At 67.2% G+C, this 19,149-nt stretch carries 12 protein-coding genes and 1 tRNA gene; 7 read left to right on the top strand and 6 right to left on the bottom strand.

What is annotated here, in order from left to right; all coding sequences use genetic code 11:
• Positions 1–75 precede the first annotated feature (75 nt).
• The 4 genes from J0A91_RS21055 (at position 76) to J0A91_RS21040 (ending at position 5,990) form a co-directional block, all read left to right on the top strand.
• Positions 76–2,805, top strand: coding sequence for a valine--tRNA ligase (locus J0A91_RS21055; protein ID WP_069206538.1), 2,730 nt, complete (start codon positions 76–78; stop codon positions 2,803–2,805).
• A 192-nt stretch (positions 2,806–2,997) separates the two neighbouring features.
• Positions 2,998–4,458 carry an MATE family efflux transporter gene (locus tag J0A91_RS21050; protein WP_069206537.1) on the top strand — a complete coding sequence of 487 codons (1,461 nt, stop codon included), beginning with the start codon at positions 2,998–3,000 and terminating at the stop codon, positions 4,456–4,458.
• Between the two features lie 18 nt (positions 4,459–4,476).
• On the top strand, positions 4,477–5,466 hold the full coding sequence (gene hemB / locus J0A91_RS21045) for a porphobilinogen synthase (protein ID WP_069206536.1): 990 nt from the start codon (positions 4,477–4,479) through the stop codon (positions 5,464–5,466).
• Positions 5,463–5,990, top strand: a complete 528-nt coding sequence (locus J0A91_RS21040) for a GNAT family N-acetyltransferase (RefSeq protein ID WP_069206535.1) — start codon at positions 5,463–5,465, stop codon at positions 5,988–5,990. Before hemB ends, J0A91_RS21040 begins: the two co-directional genes overlap by 4 nt.
• An 11-nt stretch (positions 5,991–6,001) precedes the next feature.
• Here the strand turns inward: J0A91_RS21040 and J0A91_RS21035 are convergent, their stop codons facing one another.
• Positions 6,002–6,520 (bottom strand): hypothetical protein, encoded by a 519-nt coding sequence (locus tag J0A91_RS21035; protein ID WP_069206534.1) that lies wholly within the window; start codon positions 6,518–6,520, stop codon positions 6,002–6,004.
• A gap of 81 nt (positions 6,521–6,601) precedes the next feature.
• On the opposite strand from J0A91_RS21035, the gene J0A91_RS21030 reads away from it, so the two are divergent.
• The 3 genes from J0A91_RS21030 to J0A91_RS21020 all read left to right on the top strand — a co-directional run bounded on the left by J0A91_RS21030 (position 6,602) and on the right by J0A91_RS21020 (position 10,976).
• Positions 6,602–6,678, top strand: a tRNA-Arg gene (locus tag J0A91_RS21030).
• 343 nt (positions 6,679–7,021) lie between these two features.
• Positions 7,022–10,258: a glycoside hydrolase family 2 TIM barrel-domain containing protein gene (locus tag J0A91_RS21025; RefSeq protein WP_069206533.1), complete on the top strand. Its 3,237-nt coding sequence runs from the start codon at positions 7,022–7,024 to the stop codon at positions 10,256–10,258.
• Between the two features lie 172 nt (positions 10,259–10,430).
• Positions 10,431–10,976 carry a hypothetical protein gene (locus J0A91_RS21020; RefSeq protein WP_169833201.1) on the top strand — a complete coding sequence of 182 codons (546 nt, stop codon included), beginning with the start codon at positions 10,431–10,433 and terminating at the stop codon, positions 10,974–10,976.
• 196 nt (positions 10,977–11,172) lie between these two features.
• On the opposite strand, the gene mdoH is transcribed toward J0A91_RS21020, so the two are convergent.
• The 5 genes from mdoH to J0A91_RS20995 all read right to left on the bottom strand — a co-directional run bounded on the left by mdoH (position 11,173) and on the right by J0A91_RS20995 (position 19,140).
• A complete protein-coding gene (gene mdoH, locus J0A91_RS21015) occupies positions 11,173–13,455 on the bottom strand; it encodes a glucans biosynthesis glucosyltransferase MdoH (protein WP_069206532.1) in 2,283 nt (760 codons plus the stop codon).
• Positions 13,452–14,564 carry a polysaccharide biosynthesis/export family protein gene (locus J0A91_RS21010; protein WP_069206531.1) on the bottom strand — a complete coding sequence of 371 codons (1,113 nt, stop codon included), beginning with the start codon at positions 14,562–14,564 and terminating at the stop codon, positions 13,452–13,454. Before J0A91_RS21010 ends, mdoH begins: the two co-directional genes overlap by 4 nt.
• Positions 14,561–15,580: a hypothetical protein gene (locus J0A91_RS21005; RefSeq protein WP_069207537.1), complete on the bottom strand. Its 1,020-nt coding sequence runs from the start codon at positions 15,578–15,580 to the stop codon at positions 14,561–14,563. The genes J0A91_RS21010 and J0A91_RS21005 overlap by 4 nt, the downstream gene beginning before the upstream one ends.
• A gap of 231 nt (positions 15,581–15,811) precedes the next feature.
• Entirely contained in the window at positions 15,812–18,214 is a 2,403-nt protein-coding gene (locus J0A91_RS21000) for a TonB-dependent receptor (protein WP_240502112.1), read from the bottom strand.
• A complete protein-coding gene (locus J0A91_RS20995; RefSeq protein ID WP_069206529.1) occupies positions 18,190–19,140 on the bottom strand; it encodes a FecR family protein in 951 nt (316 codons plus the stop codon). Before J0A91_RS20995 ends, J0A91_RS21000 begins: the two co-directional genes overlap by 25 nt.
• Positions 19,141–19,149 lie beyond the last annotated feature (9 nt).

Genomic DNA, 19,149 nt, shown 5'->3' with positions numbered 1-19,149 from the left:
TACAGGTTGCTCGCATATCGGTTGCGGTGCGCGCCGCCCTTTTAATTTGCGGGCGGGCGGCTAAACGCTGCGGGTATGAGCGAACTTCCCAAAACCTTCGACCCCGCCGACATCGAACAGCGCTGGTACGCGCATTGGGAGGAGAACGGCCTGTTCCGTCCCGATCGCCCCGGCGCCGAGCCGTGGACGATCGTCAACCCGCCGCCCAACGTCACCGGCTCGCTTCACATCGGCCACGCGCTCGACAACACGTTGCAGGACATCCTCGCGCGGCACGCCCGGCTGAAGGGCAAGGATGCGCTGTGGGTGGTCGGCACCGACCATGCCGGCATCGCCACGCAGATGGTGGTCGAGCGGCAGATGGCGCAGCACCAGCAGAAGCGCACCGACTTCACGCGCGAGCAGTTCGTCGAGAAGGTGTGGGCATGGAAGGCCGAGAGCGGCGGCGAGATCACCCAGCAATTGCGGCGGCTCGGCTGTTCGATGGACTGGCAGAACGAACGCTTCACGATGGACGAGGGCTTTTCCAAGGCCGTCCTCAAGGTGTTCGTCGATCTGTACAACGAGGGATTGCTGTACCGCGACAAGCGGCTGGTGAACTGGGACCCGGGTCTCGGCACCGCCATCTCCGACCTCGAAGTCGAGACGCGCGAGATCAAGGGCGGGTTCTGGCATTTCCGCTATCCGCTCGCCGACGGGGTGACGCTGGCGGACGGGCGCGACCATATCGTCGTCGCGACGACGCGGCCCGAGACGATGCTCGCCGACATGGCCGTCGCGGTGAACGCGTCGGACGAACGCTATGCGAGCGTGATCGGCAAGTTCATCGAGCAACCGATCACCGGGCGGCGCATTCCGATCGTCGCGGACGACCATGCCGATCCCGAACTGGGGTCTGGCGCGGTGAAGATCACGCCGGGGCATGACTTCAACGATTTCGAGGTCGGCAAGCGCGCCGGCATCGAGGCGCGCGACATGCTCAACATGCTCGATGCCGCCGCCAATGTCGTGCAGACCGCCGATGGCAAGGTGCCGGCCGAGTTCATCGGGCTTCACCGCTTCCGCAAGGACAAGGTCGACGGCGCACGCGAACTCGTAGTGCGGCGGATGAAGGAGCTGGGCTTCCTCGTCACGCATCTCGACAAGGAGGATGCCGAACACGATTTCGAACCGCGCACGATCCAGACGCCCTACGGCGACCGCTCGGGCGTGGTGATCGAACCGTGGCTGACCGACCAATGGTATGTCGATGCCGCGACCTTGGCCAAGCCGGCGATCGAGGCGGTGCGCTCGGGGGCGATCAAGATCGTGCCGAAGACGTGGGAGAAGACGTTCTTCAACTGGATGGAGAATATCCAGCCGTGGTGCGTGTCTCGCCAGTTATGGTGGGGGCATCGGATTCCGGCTTGGTTTGGCGATGACGGCAAGGTTTATGTCGCTTTGTCCGAGGCCGAAGCGCGGGCGCAGGCTGGCGAGGGCGTGACGCTGGAGCAGGACAGCGATGTTCTGGATACGTGGTTCTCCTCCGCTTTGTGGCCTTTCGCGACGATGGGCTGGCCGGATGACAGCAATCCAACGCTGCACGGCCGCTACCCGAATGACGTGCTCATCTCCGGCTTCGACATCCTGTTCTTCTGGGATGCGCGCATGATGATGCAGGGGCTGCACTTCATGAAGGACGTGCCGTTCCGCACACTGTACCTGCACGGCCTCGTCCGCGCGGCGGACGGGCAGAAAATGTCGAAGTCCAAGGGCAATGTCGTCAACCCGCTCGGGCTGATCGACACATATGGCGCGGATGCGTTGCGCTTCTTCATGGCGGCGATGGAGAGCCAGGGCCGCGACATCAAGATGGATGAGAAGCGCGTCGAGGGCTATCGCAACTTCGCGACCAAGCTGTGGAACGCGGCGCGCTTCTGCCAGGCGAACGGCATCACCGCATCGACCGCGCTGGAGGCGCCGCGCGCGGAGCTTGCCGTCAACAAGTGGATCATCGCCGAGACGATCCAGACGGTGCAGACGGTCGATCTCGCGCTGGCCGACTACCGCTTCGATGGCGCGGCCAACGCGATCTATCAGTTCGCGTGGAGCCGCTTCTGCGACTGGTATCTCGAACTCATCAAACCTGTGCTCGGCCAGATGGACGCGCCCGCGACCGGGCCGGACGCCGACGAGACGCGCGCGGTGGCGGGCTGGGTGCTCGACCAGATCCTCGTGCTGCTCCACCCGTTCATGCCGTTCATCACCGAGGAATTGTGGTCCAAGACCGGTGCGCGGGAGAGCGAGCTGATCGTCGCGAAATGGCCGATGGCGGACGCGCGTGCGATCGACCCGGAAGCGAGCAAGGAGATCGACTGGCTGATCCGGCTGGTGAGCCAGATTCGGACGGCACGAACTGAGCTAAATGTGCCACCAGGAGCAAAGTTACTGTTATTTGCCTCGGCAGCAGCAGCACAGACGCGCAACCGGTTAGAACACAACGGCGGCGTATTGTCGCGTCTTGCTCGGATTGAAGACATTAGTTTTTCATCGGTGCCACTCGGGGGCGTGATGCAAATCGTGGTTGATGAAGACACGTTCTTTTTTCCATTGGAGGGCGTGATCGATCTCGATGCCGAGCGTGCGCGGCTGACCAAGGGGATCGCGGCGGCGGAGAAGGAGCGCGATGCGCTCGCCGGGCGGCTTGGGAATGCGAGCTTCGTCGAACGCGCCAAGCCCGAGGCGGTCGAGAAGGCGCGGGCGGACCATGCCGAGAAAGCGGCCGAGGCCGAGCGGCTTGGGGCGGCGCTGGCGCGGCTGGGGTGAACGGTTGAGATTGAGCGCGGGAAGTCCTCTCGCCTCTGAGGAGAGGATTTAGGAGAGGGGCGAGTCGCGGGCGCTGCGCTGCTGGACAGCCCCTCTCCCGACCTCGCCTCGCTCGGCCACCCTCTCCCCCGGAGGGGAGAGGGCTTTCAGAATCCGAGCGTCTCGCCTATCGCCGCCTGCAACAACGAGGGGATGCGTGTGGCACAGCCGCCCAAAGGTCACGGCAGGGATCTGACGACCGGGCCGATCGGGCGGACGCTGCTCGCGTTCGCGCTGCCGACATTGGCCTCGAACATTCTCCAGACGCTCAACGGATCGATCAACTCGATCTGGGTCGGGCGTTTTCTCGGCGAGAGCGCGCTGGCGGCGACCTCGAACGCCACGATCGTGATGTTCCTCAGCTTCGGCGCGGTGTTCGGATTCGGCATGGCCGCGTCGATCCTGATCGGCCAGTCGATCGGGCGGCGCGATATCGAGGGTGCGCGACGGGCGTTCGGCTCGGCGGTGGGGCTGGTGGTCGCCGCGGCGGTGGTGATCGCAGTGCTGGGCTATGTCTTCGCGCCCGATATCCTGCGGTTGATGGCGACGCCGGGCGAAGCGCAGGCGCTGGCGCTGATCTATCTGCGGGTGATCTTCCTCGGCCTGCCGCTGTCGATGCTGAGCCTGCTGATCCAGATCGGGCTGCGCGGCACCGGCGACGCGCTCACCCCGATGTGGTTCATGGTGCTGAGCGCCTGCATAGACGCGGGGCTCAACCCGCTGCTGATTCGCGGCATCGGGCCGTTCCCGGAAATGGGCATCGCCGGTTCGGCGACCGCTACCCTGATCGCGTCGGGTGTGTCGGCGGTGGGGCTCCTCATCTACGTCTATGCGCGCGACCTGCCGATCCGGCTGCGCGGCGCGGAACTGAAATGGCTGATCCCCGATCCGGCGCTGGTGCGGATCATCGTCGCCAAGGGCGTGCCGATGGCGGCGCAGATGCTGGTGATGTCGGTATCGGGGCTGACGATGATCGGGCTGGTCAACCGGCTCGGCGTCGAGACGGCGGCGGCCTATGCGGTGTCGCAGCAGCTCTGGAACTATATCCAGATGCCGGCGATGGCGATCGGCGCTGCGGTGAGCAGCATGGCCGCGCAGAATATCGGCGCGGGGTTGTGGGACCGGGTCGGCAGGATCACGCGGTCTGGCATCCTCTACAACACGATCATCACGCTCGTCGTCATCACCGCGATCATCCTGTTCGACCGGCCGGTGATGGCATTGTTCATCGACAGCCAAAGCCCGGCAATCCCGATCGCGCGGCATATCCAGCTCATCTCGAGCTGGACCTTCCTGATGTTCGGCGCGACGATGGTGATCTTCGGGACGGTGCGCGCCAATGGCGCGACGCTGGCGCCGCTGCTGATCCTCATCACCTCGCTGATCCCGTTCCGCATCGGCATCGCGCTGCTCGGCAAGCCGCTGCTCGGCGCAGACGCGCTGTGGTGGGCGTTCCCGCTCAGCTCGATCGTATCGTTGGTGCTGGCCGGCCTGTACTTCCGTTACGGAAAGTGGCGCGATGCGGTGCTCGCCGTGCCGTCGCATGAAGCGGAAGCGAAGGAGGGCGCGCGCGCCACGTCGGAACCCGCCGGACGGTTGCACCCGAGCGGCTGAGGGGGCATTTGGGCGGGCATGAGTCACTATCCAGCACTTCGCCTCCGCCGCACCCGCTCGACCCCATGGAGCCGCCGCCTCCACGCCGAGACGGTATTGACCCCAGTCGACCTGATCTGGCCGCTGTTCATCGCCGAAGGCCAGGGTATCGAGGAGCCGATCGCGACCTTGCCCGGCGTGTCGCGCTGGTCGATCGACGGCATCGTCGCGCGGGCGAAGGAAGCACGCGACGCGGGCATTCCCTGCATCGCCCTGTTCCCCAATACGCCGCCGCACCTGCGCACCGAGGACGGGCGCGAGGCGCTCAACCCCGACAATCTGATGTGCCGCGCCACGCGCGCGCTGAAGGACGCGGTGCCCGAAATCGGCGTGCTGACCGACGTCGCGCTCGATCCCTATACCGCGCACGGCCATGACGGGCTGGTCGACGCGGCCGGTTATGTGGTGAACGACACCACCGCCGAGATGCTGGTCGGGCAGGCGCTCAACCAGGCGGCGGCGGGGGCGGACATCATCGCGCCCAGCGACATGATGGACGGCCGCATCGGCCAGATCCGCGACGCGCTGGAGGGCGGTGGCCACGTCAACGTCCAGATCATGTCCTACGCCGCAAAGTACGCGAGCGGCTTTTACGGCCCGTTCCGCGACGCGGTCGGCTCGCGCGGGCTGCTCAAGGGCGACAAGAAGACCTACCAGATGGACTCGGCCAATGCCGAGGAGGCGCTGCGCGAGGTCGCGCTCGATCTCGCCGAGGGCGCCGACAGCGTGATGGTCAAGCCAGGGCTGCCGTATCTCGACATCATCCTGCGTGTGAAGACCGAGTTCCAGGTGCCGGTGTTCGCCTATCAGGTGTCGGGCGAATATGCGATGATCGAGGCTGCGGTCGCGGCCGGCGTGGCCGAGCGCGATCCGGTGGTGCTGGAGACGCTGATGGCGTTCAAGCGCGCCGGCTGTTCGGGCGTGCTGACGTACCATGCGCTTCATGCGGCGCGCCTGCTGGGCGCATGATCGAGACGGCCCGGCTTGTGCTCAGGCTGCCCGTAGCGGGCGATCACGCGCCGCTCCATGCGATGTGGAGCGACCCGCGCGTGATGGCCGACCTCGGGCCGCTCAAGACGCCTGAGGACAGCGCGGCGACGATCGCGCGGCATGAGGGCTATCGTCAGTCGCATGGCTTCGGCTTCTGGACGGTCGCGCTGCGCGATGGCGGCACCGTGATCGGCTTTTGCGGGCTCAAACCGGGCGCGGAAAATACGCCGATCGCGGGCGAGCTCGAAGTCGGCTGGATGCTGGCCGCGGCGCACTGGCGGCACGGCTATGCGCGCGAGGCGGCGGAGGCGAGCCTCGGCTGGGGCTGGACGAACAGCGACGCTGCGCGGATCGTCGCGATCACCGCCGCACAGAACCGTGCGAGCCGGGCGCTGATGGAGCGGCTCGGCATGGCGCGGCTGGGCGCGTTCGATCATCCGAACTTCGCGATCGACGATCCGCGCCGCGAGACCGTCAGCTATTCGATCGAGCGGCCCGCGTAGGCGAAGCCCGATCAGGCGGCCGGCAGCAGCGCCTGGATCGCCGCGATGCGGTTGATCTCGGCGGTAAGCTGCGCGTCGCCGCGCCCTTTCAACGAATCGAGCGCGGGGTAGGGCGGCTTGGCGTCGCGCGCGCGGCCGATCGCGAGTTCGTCGAGATCGGTGACGATGGCCGACGTGGTCGCCCGAAACGCGTCGAGCTTGGCGAGCGCGGTCTGCGCGGCGATCCAGCGATCGCTGCCGACAGCGTCGCTGCGCGCGGCCCTGGCTGCGCGTTCCGCGCTGTCGGCGGCCGGGGCGAACGCCGAATCGGTATCGGCGAGGGTTTTCGCCTTCGCGGCGAGCATGGCGTCTAGCGCGGTATCGGGCGTGGCAGCCGCTGGGGCGGCCTCGGCAGACTCCGCATCGCTGCGCCGCTCGATCGCGCGCGGCTGGAGCGAGGGGTAGCGGGACACGGTCTGCTGGGCGCAGCCGCCCGCCAGCAAGGTGGTCAGCAACAGGGCGGGAATGGCGATGGCGCGGCGGTTTTTCATGAAAAAGGCTCTATGCCCGGCAAAAGAATCGCGCAACGCACTTGCGCGCCGGAAAAAGCGCATCTAAAGGCGACCTCCCACGCACCCGTAGCTCAGCTGGATAGAGCATCAGACTACGAATCTGAGGGTCGGGCGTTCGAATCGCTCCGGGTGCACCACTTCTTCTTTGGCCGATCGGGCCGCTACCTCTGACCTGCGCAAGCGCCGGTCAGGGGCTTGCGCGAAATCGCCGCCGTACCGTCCTTGTCGATAGGACGCCCCCCAAACAGCCGCTAGCCCCTCGCTCGTCAGGCGGACGTTCGCCGGCGCTGTAACATTGTGTGTCTGGCGGCATCATGCCTCCACAACCACCTTGCATCAGGATGCGATTGTCACGAAGCCGTGGCACGCCGTATCGGAGCATCGGCGGTGAGGCAGGTGTTCGCGGCGTGTAAAGGGCGCGGAGTGTGGTTACCGCACCGCTGCGTCAGGGCGCGTGCTGCCGGGATTTAGGGGATCAAGATGAAATTCAACCGCATTCTCTTCGGCGCGAGCGCGCTCGTCCTGGCATCCCCGGCGCTGGCGAAAGATGCGCCGCGCGTGCAGCCGGTGCAGATCGATCCCTCGCGCCCGGACTGGGAAAACCCGGCGGTGTTCGCGCGGGGCAAGCTGCCGGCGCATGCCACCGGCTTTCCGTTCGAGAGCCGCGCCGCGGCGCTCGCCGGGGATCAGGCGCGGTCGGCGCGGTTCCTCAGCCTCGACGGTACGTGGAAGTTCGCGCTGTCGCCCTCCTCGGATGCGACGCCGGCGGGGTTCGAACAGCCGGGTTACGATGTCGCGTCCTGGGCCGATATCAAGGTGCCGGCGGACTGGCAGGCGCAGGGGTTCGATCAGGCGCGGTACAACAACATCACCTATCCGTTCCCCGCCAACCGCCCGCTGATCCCCCATGCCACCAATCCGGTGGGTAGCTATCGCCGCGACGTCACGTTGCCGGCCGGCTGGAGCGGTCAGGACGTCATCCTGCACATCGGTGCGGCGGGATCGGCGTATGACGTGTGGGTCAACGGCAACAAGGTCGGCTATTCGGAGGATTCGAAACTGCCGAGCGAGTTCGACGTCACCCGCTTCGTCACGCCTGGCCACAACACGATCGCGATCCAGATCCATCGCTGGTCAGACGGCTCGTATCTGGAGGACCAGGATTTCTGGCGGGCTTCGGGGATCGAGCGCGAAGTCTATCTGATGGCGGCGCCCAAGACGCGGGTGAACGACATCTTCGTCCACGCGGGGCTCGATGCGGCGTATCGCGATGGCGCCCTATCGGCCGACCTGTCGGTCTCGCCCTCGGCGAAACCGGTGACGGCGCGCATGACGTTGCTCGACGGCGACCGCACGCTGCTGGTGCGCGCGCAGGCAGTCGCCGCCGGATCGACCGGGCGGACGGTGACGCTCGCCGCGCCGGTTCCGGGCGTGAAGCCTTGGTCGGCGGAGACACCCAACCTTTACACGCTGCTGATCGAGCTGGTCGGCGCCGACGGCTCCGTGATCCAGGCGACGCCGCAGCGGATCGGTTTCCGCACCGTCGAGATGAAGAACGGCCTCGTCAGCGTCAACGGTAAGCCGATCGTGATCCGCGGCGTCAACCGCCACGAACATGATCCCGAGACGTTCCACGTGATCTCGGAAGCGTCGATGCGGCGCGATATCGAGTTGATGAAGCGCGCCAACATCAATGCGGTCCGCACGTCGCATTACCCCAACGATCCGCGCTGGTACGCGCTCGCCGACGAATATGGCCTGTACGTGATGGACGAGGCCGATATCGAGAGCCACGCGTACATGGACTACGCGAACAATCATCAGGACGAGCGCGCCAAATATCAGATCGGCTTCGATCCGGCGTGGAAGGACGCGCATGTCAGCCGCGTCGCCAACATGGTCGAGCGCGACAAGAACCATCCGTCGATCATCTTCTGGTCGATGGGCAACGAAGCCGGGATCGGCCCCAATTTCGCGGCCGCCGCCAAGGCCGCCAAGACGCGCGATCCCGGTCGGCTGATCAGCTATCTCGGCTGGGGCACGTGGCCTGGTGTGAGTGACCACCGGCCCAATGATTATGCCGACATCTACGCGCCGATGTACGACAGCGCCGAGAAGCTGGCCGACTACGCGACCAACTGGAACTTCAAGCAGCCGGTGATCGAGTGTGAATATGCGCACATGATGGGCAATTCGGGCGGCGACCTGAAGGAATATTGGGACGTGATCTACGCGCATCCCGACAAGCTGCAGGGCGGCTTCCTCTGGGATTGGGTCGATCAGTCGATGTACCGCTACACCAAGGACGGCCGCCGCTATTGGGGCGACGGCAGCGAATATGGCCCCAACCCGGGCGGCGAGATCGAGTTCGGCGACGGGCTGCTCCAGTCCGACCGAACCCCCAATCCGGCGCTGTACGAAGTGCGCAAAGTGTATGCGCCGATCCAGTTCGAGGGGTTCGATCCCGTCAGCGGGCGTGTGACGCTGCGCAACCGGCACGATTTCCGCGATCTGTCGGGCTTCGCGTTCGACTGGGAGGTGCAGGAGGATGGCGTCGCGGTGGCGCACGGCACGCTGCCGTCGCTGACGACCGCCGCGCACGCCACCGACACCGTGACGATCCCGCTCGGCGGAATCGCGCGCAAGCCGGGATCGGAATATTTCGTGACGGTGCGTGCGGTCGCCAAGCCCGGGGCGGTGCCGCTGGTGCCGACCGGGTATGTGGTGGGCTGGGAACAGTTCGCGCTCGGCGAGCGGCAGATGACCGCCGCGACTCCGGCGGGTGGGCCGGCGGTGGCGGTGCGGCAGGCCGCTGACGCGATCACGCTCTCGGCGGCGGACGCGACGCTGACGATCGATCGCAAGACCGGGCTGGTGCGCAGCTATGCCCGCGCCGGCACGCTGCTCGCGAGCGGCGGCGCGCCGCATTTCTGGCGCGCTGTGACCGACAATGACATCGGCATCGGCACCGATCGTCAGCTCGCGGTTTGGAAGACGATGAGCGAGACTCGGACGGTGCGCGGCGTGACCCGCGTCGACTCACCCGATGGCGGGGCCGCAGTGCGGATCGATTATGATCTCGGCGACGGCGCGGCGCGCTTCCAGTCGATCTATACGATGGCGCGCGACGGCGCCGTCACGGTGACGGGCGCGCTCGACCCGGTTCGTGGCGATCTGCCGCCGCCGTTCCGCGTCGGTTTCGCGTTCGCGCTGCCGACCGACATCACCACCGCCGAATGGTACGGGCGGGGGCCGCATGAAAGCTATGTCGATCGCAAGACCTCCGCGCCGATCGGACTGTGGCGCGGGCCGATCGCGGCGCAGAACCACGACTATATCCGGCCGCAGGAGACCGGCAACAAGGTCGATGTCCGCTGGATGGAACTGAGCGGCGCGGGGCGCGGCCTGCGTGTTGCCGGCGATACGCCGCTGATGATGAACGTGCTTGCCTTCCCTTATGCCGATCTCGACCGGCACACGCCGGGCACGTGGAAGTCGACCGATGTCGTGCCGCACGATCAGGTCACGCTGCTGGTCGATGGCGCGCAATGGGGCGTCGGTGGCGATACGCAGTGGAGCGATGTCGGCAAGCCGCTGCCGAAATATCGCGTCCCGCTCGCCCCGACGCACGTGACGTTCCGAATGGCGGGGTTCGCGGGCAAGGGGACGACCCCCGACAAGGCACACGAAGCGACCGCGACGACCGGGGAGGATTGAGCGCTCAGGCCGCGCGCGCATTGCCCTGGGTTTGCCGGGACCAAGCGCAATCGCCCGATGCTTTTTGCGGGGGCGTGACTGGCGACGGTCGGTCCGAAGCGAGCTTGTTTCCCGCGCGGGCGCCCCTTAGACACCATCTGCGGCGGCTCGACGCCGAAGGCGATACGATACGATGTGGCTCCCCTGGATCATGGCCGGCGTCCTCGCCGCGGTGGCGACGCCAGTCGAGGAGGCCGCCCCCTCTGTCACGCCTGGCACGATCACGATCGAGCGAGACGACGGTGCCGCAGCCCGCGATGCCGACCCGGTATTTGCCGACGCGGTGCGGGCGGCGAGCGCGGACGCCAATTTCATCCCGCTGCCGGCGCCGAGCCATAGCCGCTACATCGCGATCATCGCCGTGACGCGAAAATCGGGAGGCGTCGTGACGTCTGGCACCAAGGGGACGGCGCCCGCGGCAGGTATCGCCAATTGGGGCGTCGGCATGGGTATGCGGCTGCCGACGACAAAAGATCAACTCCGGGGTCTTGTCCTCACCGAACTCACGGTCACGATCCTTCTGCGGAGCGACAAGCACCCGGTCTGGAGCGGAAGCGCCATGACCGCGCAGGTCGATGGAACACGTGCGGGAGCGCCCGATGCGGTGGCCGGCAAGCTGGCCGAGGCGCTGTTCGCGCGCTTCCCGAGCCGGTTGGACGCTGCGCTGTCGGTTCCGTGACGAGACTGTCCATCGGCAGATAACGACGCTCGCGGAACTGCCGGTCGAAAGCGACGATCAGCGCGTCGATTGCGCCGGCGCGGGTCAGCTTTTCCCGGAACCGCCGGATGCTATGCTTCGATGACCCGTCTCGCGGGAGGGGCTGATAGTCTGTGCGTTCGGCGTCATCGTCTTCCATCCGTGCGCCGCTCGCGGATCACTCGGCTGCCGGTCCCGCTTTGCCGATCGCGGCGCGGTGTAGGGCATCGAACGCCGTGCGATCCGTCAGCGCCACGGAGAGTTCGCCGTTCATGAGTGTACTTCCGCTTTCTATCCGCGCCAGAAGACCGCGCGGCTTCCGCACGCGCCTGCGCGTCTCGCGACGATGAAGGACATAGAACCGCTCGTCGCTTAGCGCGGCTTCGACGGTGGCGCGGGCGTCGCGGGTGTCGGGCAGGAGCGCCTCGAAGTGCCGCTCCCAGGCGCCCACCGCCAGCACCACGTCTGGCGGAGCGATCTCCTCGGGGATGCTGAACAGGCGCAGCCGCGCGAGCGCGGGGAAGGCGAGGCTGCTCGCACGCGCGATCCACACCGCGAAGGTGAACCCTAGAAGGATAGGCGAAAACCACAGCACCAGATCGAGCGGCTTCACGAGCCCGTTCGACATCGCCGAGAGCAGCATCTGCTGCGTCCAGGGCACCATCGTCAACTCGTAGACCATGGCTGCGAGGCATGCCGCGCCGAGAACGCTGACCCAGCCGAAGTAGCGGATGCAGACGTCCCAGGGCAGCGGCTCGTCGCCACGCGACTGCGTGTCCCACCGGATGCCCTTGCGCTTCACCCAGGCCCACAGGAAGCGGGTGATGAAGATCATGATGAGCGGCGAGAAGAAGAACGAAAACACCGTCTCGATCAGCACGGACAGCACGAGCTTGTCCTTGCCGCCGAACAGCCGCGCACGGTCCTGCGCGATGTGGACGCCGATCGCGATCAGGCGCGGCATGAACAGGAAGACCAGCGAGGAGATCAGCAGCATCAGCATCGGCATCTGGATGGTCCGCAGGCTGCCGAGCGCGAGGAGACCGTTCTGGAGGAAGTTGATCATTCCGACCGCCGAGATGACAAGGAAGGACGCCCACAATGGCGCCGTAAGATAGCCCATCGAGCCGTTGAGGAAGGTCTCGCGGTGGATCGATCGCAGGCCGTGCAGGAAGACGAAGCGCAGGTGCTGGAGATTGCCCTGCATCCAGCGCCGCTCGCGGATCAGGAAGGCGAGGATGTTCGCCGGCATCTCCTCGTAGCTGCCCTCGATGTCGGGCAGGAACCACACCTCGTAGCCGGCACGCGCCATCATCGCGGATTCGACGATGTCATGGCTGAGCGGCTTTCCGCCCCACGGCTTCGGGCCAGAGAGTTCGGGCAGGGTGCAGTGCTCGACGAACGGTGCGACCCGGATCATCGCGTTGTGGCCGATGTAGCTGGCGTTGCCCATGTACATGGCCTGAAGCCCGTAGGAGAAGACCGAGCCGTAGAGCCGCGCGCCAAACTGCTGCATGCGCCCGAACAGGCTGGTGCGCAGGATCGGTTTGGGATTGGTCTGGAGGATGCCGAGGCGCGGATTGCCCGCCATCATGCGCAGCAGCGTGACGACCGCCTCTCCGTCCATCACGCTGTCGGCGTCCATGACCAGCATGTAATCGTACTCGCCGCCCCAGCGCCGGCAGAAGTCCGCGACGTTCCCCAGCTTGGCGTTGCTGTTGCTCCGCCGCCACCGGTAGAAGAACCGTCCGTCGGGGAATGCTTCGCGCAGGCCGTCCACCGCAATCTCCTCCGCGATCCTGAAAGCCGGGTCGCGGCTGTCGGAAAGGAGGAAGTTGTCAAAGCGGTCGGCGAGCCCGGGATGGCGCGCGGCGATCGACTGCCAGGTCGCGGCGATCCCGGCGGCGACGCGCTCGACCTGCTCGTGGTAGACCGGATAGATGATCGCGACGCGCGCGCCTGGCGGCGGATCGCAGGCGGTCCGCGCCGGATGCCAGGGATTGTTCCTCGCGCCGCGCATCATGTACCAGGTGCCGAGCATCATCTTGAAGAAGTTGGCGGCGAGGAAGAAGGTCATCACGCCGTACACGCCGAGATACAGCCGGTGAAGCAGCGGCGGCATCTGCTGTGCGACCAGCATCAGGTTGGACAGGTAGAGGACAGCGGCCGTCATCGCGATCGTCAGCACGAGGGTCACACGTTGACGATACTCGACGACTTGCTGCCAGCCTGGCTTGGATGCCGCTTCGCCGGCGCCCCGAAGCGAAAGCCGGAGGTTGTGCTTCCAGGAGAGGTCGTGGCGCGGTGCGGCCATCGACTGGCGCCGCGGCGGCGGCTGGAGGGGCGGGCACCGGTCCCGGTCGAGCTGCGCGGTAAGATCGTCCCAGCTCGCGATCTCGGCGCCGTCCTCCGGCCTTATCCTCGCATGCCGCAGATACTGCTCGAAAGGCGACGCGATCATCCCTTCAGCACCTGTGCGGGCAAGGTGACCTGGAATAGCAGCCCGATTACTTTCTGGACGGACACGATCGGCGCTTCGGCCACGTACACGACGTCCTCGCTCTCAAGCGGGAACTGCTGCGCGGCGATCAGTCCCTCGCCACGCTTCCAGGCGAAATCGTACAATACGGGTTTGGCGCCGGCGCGCCTGCGCAGCACGAATACGGCATGGTCGTTGGCGACGTTGCCGTCGAGGCCGTTCGCCTCCGCCAGCGCCTCGGCGAGCGCTGGCTGCTTGGCGAAGCCGATCACGCCGTTGCGCCGCGTTCCGCCGCCCAGCATCGTCACTTCGACCAGCGGCGCCTTGCGGACGACCACCCGGTCCCCTGGACTGAGCGGGATGCGTTCCTCGAGCGCCGTGGCGATCGGAAGCTCGATCGGCGCGGCGCCGCCGCGTGTGACCGACACGCGCACCGCCGAACGCGTGGCGGACAGATCGCCTTGCCCCAGCGTTGCGTTCCCGTCCCCGAGCGCCTGCGTCACCGCCTGCGCGAGGGTGAGACCCGCCGGGCCCCACGCGATCGCCTTCGGTTGCCCGACCGCGCCGGTTACGAGCACGTCGCTCTGGGGGGATGAGGCGAGCCTCACCGTCGCGGTCGGACCCTGTAGAATGCGTAAGGCTGCGTAGCGGGCGGCGATCGCCCGCTGCGCCTCGGCGAGCGTCAACCCCGCGAGCGGCGTGCGCCCGGCATAGGGAAGCAGAACCGCGCCGTCGGATGCGACGGTGAAGCTCCCGAGCGGCATCGCCGCCGGCCCGCTCGCCGTGAAAGCATTGGCCCCGGGAAGCGCGGAGTAGCTCCACATCGTCACGTCGAGCGTGTCGCCGGCCGCTAGCTGGAACTGCGGATTGACCACCGGGCCGCGCAGCCGGGCGAGTGCATCGTCGAGTGCGGCGCTGCGGGCAGTCACCGCCTGCGCGCGTGCCGCTTCCGCCATCTCCGGCGTGACCGCGACGACATCCACCGCTGGCGTCTGGCGCAACGTGGCTGCGGACGGACCGCCACCTGGCAGCGTGCTGCACGCGGAGGCTGCGAGCAGGATCGCCAGCGCGGGAAGGTGACGCGCGCTCATCGCAGCAGCCCCCAGAGCAAGAGACTGGCGAGCATAATGCCGCAGATCCACGTCAGCCGCTTCGGACCCTCGGATGTCATCGGCTCGGATGGGTTGCTGATGACATTGAGGTAGTAGCGGTTCTTCTCCGCGTTCGCCTGGGCCTCCTGCACCGCCATGTTGGCTTGTGCCAGCAGAGTGATGTTGTTGTCTCGGCTGACGAGCAGCTTTTCGTAGCGAGACGAGCTTCGCGCCATCGCCGGGAAGGTTCTGGCGGCGGTCGCGATGTCGCCGCGCACCGACTGCGTCGCGGTGGCGAGGTTATCCGCCTGTGGATTGCCCGGAGTGGCCGCAGCGACCGCCTCCCGCTGCGACTTGAGTTCGGTCGCTTTCAACGCCAGGCTGTTCATCAGCGCCAGGTTGGAAAGGTAGAGTTCCTTCGGATCATACGTTCCAGTCCGGTTACGGAACGCGGCGAGTGCGGTGAGGTCGCGCTGGAGAGCTGCCTCGATGGAGGCCTTGCGCGCGACCGCGTTCTTGACGAAATCGCCGGTCTGCTGGTCGTTCATCTTGTCCATGTGCGCGACGGCTTCGGCGAGAAGCGCAGCCGCCAGACGATGGGCGTAGGCCGGATCGTAGGCGTCCACATCCATCGAGACGATACCGCTCTTCTGGTCGATGGTGATCTCCACCTTGCGTTGCAGATATCGCCATAGAGCGACGTCGCTGGTCTGGAACGCGGTGGCGAAGCCGCCGAAGCGGCTGACGAGATCCCCAGTCGTGAAGTTGTCGGCGAGCTTCAGCCGCGGTTCCAGCCTGCTGAAGGCGTCCCACGATTTGAAGTATTCCTTGAGGATGTAGCCGCCCTGCTCGGAACTGTCGCCGGACGCGCCCGACAGCAGCGACGACAGGCTCGGGCCGTTCTGCTTCGGGTTCAGCACCAGCAGCGACGCGCTCGACGTGTAGACCGGCGACGCCAGCCAGCCGAAATACAGGATCGAGAGCAGATTGGGGATCAGTACGACCGCGACGAACATCGGCCGGCGCAGCAGCTTGGCCAGCCAGGACGGTTCGGGTGCGTCCGCGGCCTGAGGCAGCTCCGAGGTCGCTGTCCCCTCGGCGGCGTGGCGGCGCGGAAAGGGCAACGGATCGCGCCCCGGCGGCGCTCGATCCTCGCGCAGGCGCTGCGCATCGACATGAACGGTCACTACGTATTTCTCCTGATCGCCTGGTCCGATGACGGAGGCAATCGGGCGGAGCCTTGGTCCTTAGAACGAAAAATCGAAGCCGAGGCGGATGGTGCGCGGGCGAAGGGGCGTTATCTGCGATCGGCCAGTGATGAACGGTGTGCCGAGGGCAAAGCGATTGCCGATCGCGTCCGCGAGGTTGGTGGCGCCGAGGGTCAGTCCCATCGCCGGTGTTCCGATGCGTGCGGTGAGCGCGCTGTCGGCATATTCGCCCTGTTCGGCGCCGAGCACCGGCCCCACGCCGATGCGGGAGCGGCCGATGTAGCGCCCCCAACCGGCGACATGAAGCGAAAGGTCACCGCGCAGGGGGTGCTGCCAGTCGACCCCGAGCCGCCCCGTCACCCGCGCGACGTTGGGGATGCGGTCGATGCCGCCGACGCTCGCCGCCGCGAACCTCAGGAAGGCCGCGTATCGTGCGCTCGGCTCGGTCACCCGGCCATCGTTGAAGGCGAAGGAGGCATCGACACGCCATTCGGGCAGTGGCCTCCAGCCGCCGCTCAGCGCGGCTGACCAGATCCGTCCGTTGCCGATGTTGTCCGTGGAGGGGAGGCCGGATGCGTCGAGGAAGTCCGCCTGTATGTCGTTCCACCGGGTGTGCGAGACGGTGAGCGCCAGGTCGAGCGGGTCGAGGCCGGGCGTGCCGTAGCGCAGCCCTCCTTCCACCGTCGAGACGCGATCCCCTTTGAATCGGCGCACGAAGCCGGAGTCGCTCGCCAGGCCACCCGGTCGGAACCCCTCCTGATATCGAAGGTAGAGGCTCAACCGGTCCACTGGTGTCGCCAGCAGGGCCGCCGACGGGAGGAGCCGGGTCGTGTCACGGTCGGCGACGATCGCGCTGCGTGCCAGCGTCGCGAAGAGTGATGGAGCCGGTAGCGGATCGGTGGCGGCGCCCGACAAGGCGGTATGGGACAGCCGACCGCCTCCGGTAAGTGTGAGCCACGGCGCCAGCCGGTAGCTGGCCTCACCATAGAACGTGAGTTCGGTCACACGGTTCTCGACTCCGGTGACCGGCACCGGCGAGTCTGGCGCCCCTAATGTGCGGCTCAGCCGGGTCGCGTTGTGGATGACGCTCGCACCCAGAACCCAACCGACGTGATCGCCGAGTGGCTGCCACAACCGCGTCTCGTGGGAGACGAGATCGGTGTGGTTACGCTGCTCGAACACCTGCGGCACGCCACCGGGCGGTGTCGCGTCGTAGCGTTCGTCCAGCCGCTGCGCGACGAGGGCGGTGGTCGATCGGAAGCGAAGCGAGCCGAGATCCTTCGCCACCACCAGGTCGCCGAGCGCGTAGAACGCGTCGAACCCTTCGGGTATGGCACTGGCGCGCTCGAGCCGTGGGCCACCGGCATCGGCGTACTGGCTGTCGTCACCCCACGTCTGCTGGACTATGCCGCCAAGGTCGACAACCCATCCGTCGCCCGCCACCACGCGGAGCGTGGCGCGCCCGCCAGCGATGCTGGTGCGGTTGATGTCGTCGCGGTGGCGCAGCGGATTGTCGATGTAGCCACCGTCGCTGACGCCGTAGCCGACCAGCCGGAGCGCGGCGTGTTCGCCCGCGACGGGCAGATTGATCGCCGCCGCCAGATCGCCGCTCGGCTGGCCGTGCTGCGTCGCCGACACCCCGCTCAACATGGAGCCGCCCGTGACGTTGAGCAGCGGTGCGTTGGGCACGGTGCGGATGATGCCGCCCAGCGACCCCGCGCCGTAGAGCGTGCCTTGCGGCCCCTCCAGAACCTCGACCGACTGCACGTCGTAAAGCCGGAGATCTGGGTCGGGAGCATTGTAGGTGAGCCGCGCGTCGCCAATGTACTGGCCGACGGTCGCCTGGGTCGGTCCGGTGAAGCTCGAATCGGCGATGCCGCGGATGAACAGTTTGTTGCGGCCCGCGCCGAGGTAGGTGGAGGACACGGTGGCGAGCCTCGACAGCAGCGCGTCAGTGCCTCCTGCGCCGCCAAAGGTGAGATCGGCGCCGCTCACCACCGAGACGGACCCGGCATAGTCGCGCAGCGCGAGGTCGCGCTTGCTGGCGGTGACGACGATGTCGGCTGGCGGCGCGTCCGGGACAGGCTGCGAATGCGCGACCTGCTCCCCGTTACCGGCGCGAGGCGGGGCGGTCTTGATGCGCCAGACGCCTGACGCCACTTCGACCGCCTGCGTACCCGTTCCCGCCAACATTCGGCGAAACGTCGCCGCGAGCGTGGGCCCGACGGTGACCTTTGGGACGCGCCGCTGCCACAGCGTGGCATCTGCGACCGATATGCTGATCTGCGCTCTTCGGCCGAGCAGCGGTATCACATCGGCGAGCCTGCCTGCGGGCAGGTCGTACGTCGGCGCTCCGGCGGCCAAGGCGGGCGCGCCGGCGCAGAGGGCTGCGATCAGGATCACGGTGCGCGCTGCGGTCACGGTGAAGCGAGCAACCTCCAATGATTGCCCGCGCGCCTTGCCCGCACGCCAGCCAGCGCGGCGACGCGAGGAAGGACCGCATCCGCCCCGCCATTGAGCTGAACCACGCCGCGCATCGTCTGGTGCGCGACCGCGTCATCGACCGTGACGGCAACCCCGAGTGCGCGCGACAGGTCGCCGGCGACCTCCGCGAGAGACGCGCCGTCATACTCGATTTGGCCCCGCGACCAGCCGCCGATCGCGCCTGGCACGGCAGCGCTCAAGGCGACGTCCGGCGAGCCGTCGCGTGCGTGCAGGGCGCGCCCGGCAACGACCCGCACCGCATCGCCGCCACGTTGCCAGTCGATTGCCCCTTCGGATACCGCCACGCGCGTTGTGTCGCCGTCGCGCACCATGTCGAAGCGCGTGCCGACGTCGATCACGTCGGCATCTCCGACGCGGACACGGAATGGCGTCGCGGCATCATGGCGGACCGTGAACAGCGCTTCGCCGCGCGCGAGCGTCAGGCTGCGCTGTGTGGTGCTGTCGACGATCAGGCGGGTTCCGCCATTGAGGACAACGCGGCTTCCGTCGGTCAGCGTGATGCTGCGCTGGGCTCCCGGCGCGGTCTCGTAGACCAGCGGTGCGGGCACGGGCCGCTCCGCGCGATAGGTGACGACCGCGATCAGCGAGGCCGCCAGCGCCGCGCCGGCCCAGGGCGCGGCCCTGCGCCTAAACGGGCGCCGTATCTGCTCCACCGCGATCGGCCGTGAGGTGCTGGCGAGGACCGCTACCATCTCTGCCTCGGCGGCGGCGGCGGCATGGTACGCATCGGCATTTCCCGGCGCGGCCGAGAGCCAGGTCTCGAAAGTCGCCCAGTCGGTGAAGTCCGGGTCACCGGTCCGCACCAGCCATGCGACGGCTTCCTGGGTGGTCCGATCGGCGTCCGGGGAGGTGTGGTCAATCATGATCTTCCA

Source organism: Sphingomonas panacis (assembly GCF_001717955.1).
Classification (GTDB): Bacteria; Pseudomonadota; Alphaproteobacteria; order Sphingomonadales; family Sphingomonadaceae; genus Sphingomonas; species Sphingomonas panacis.
This window is presented reverse-complemented; position numbering and strand designations above follow the sequence as displayed.

What these genes read in the sequence shown, in the direction of transcription:
- J0A91_RS21055 (WP_069206538.1), top strand. Translation starts at nt 76, where the DNA reads ATGAGCGAACTTCCCAAAACCTTCGACCCCGCCGACATCGAACAGCGC.
- J0A91_RS21050 (WP_069206537.1), top strand. Translation starts at nt 2,998, where the DNA reads ATGCGTGTGGCACAGCCGCCCAAAGGTCACGGCAGGGATCTGACGACC.
- hemB (WP_069206536.1), top strand. Translation starts at nt 4,477, where the DNA reads ATGAGTCACTATCCAGCACTTCGCCTCCGCCGCACCCGCTCGACCCCA.
- J0A91_RS21040 (WP_069206535.1), top strand. Translation starts at nt 5,463, where the DNA reads ATGATCGAGACGGCCCGGCTTGTGCTCAGGCTGCCCGTAGCGGGCGAT.
- J0A91_RS21035 (WP_069206534.1), bottom strand. Translation starts at nt 6,520, where the DNA reads ATGAAAAACCGCCGCGCCATCGCCATTCCCGCCCTGTTGCTGACCACC.
- J0A91_RS21025 (WP_069206533.1), top strand. Translation starts at nt 7,022, where the DNA reads ATGAAATTCAACCGCATTCTCTTCGGCGCGAGCGCGCTCGTCCTGGCA.
- J0A91_RS21020 (WP_169833201.1), top strand. Translation starts at nt 10,431, where the DNA reads ATGTGGCTCCCCTGGATCATGGCCGGCGTCCTCGCCGCGGTGGCGACG.
- mdoH (WP_069206532.1), bottom strand. Translation starts at nt 13,455, where the DNA reads ATGATCGCGTCGCCTTTCGAGCAGTATCTGCGGCATGCGAGGATAAGG.
- J0A91_RS21010 (WP_069206531.1), bottom strand. Translation starts at nt 14,564, where the DNA reads ATGAGCGCGCGTCACCTTCCCGCGCTGGCGATCCTGCTCGCAGCCTCC.
- J0A91_RS21005 (WP_069207537.1), bottom strand. Translation starts at nt 15,580, where the DNA reads ATGTTCGTCGCGGTCGTACTGATCCCCAATCTGCTCTCGATCCTGTAT.
- J0A91_RS20995 (WP_069206529.1), bottom strand. Translation starts at nt 19,140, where the DNA reads ATGATTGACCACACCTCCCCGGACGCCGATCGGACCACCCAGGAAGCC.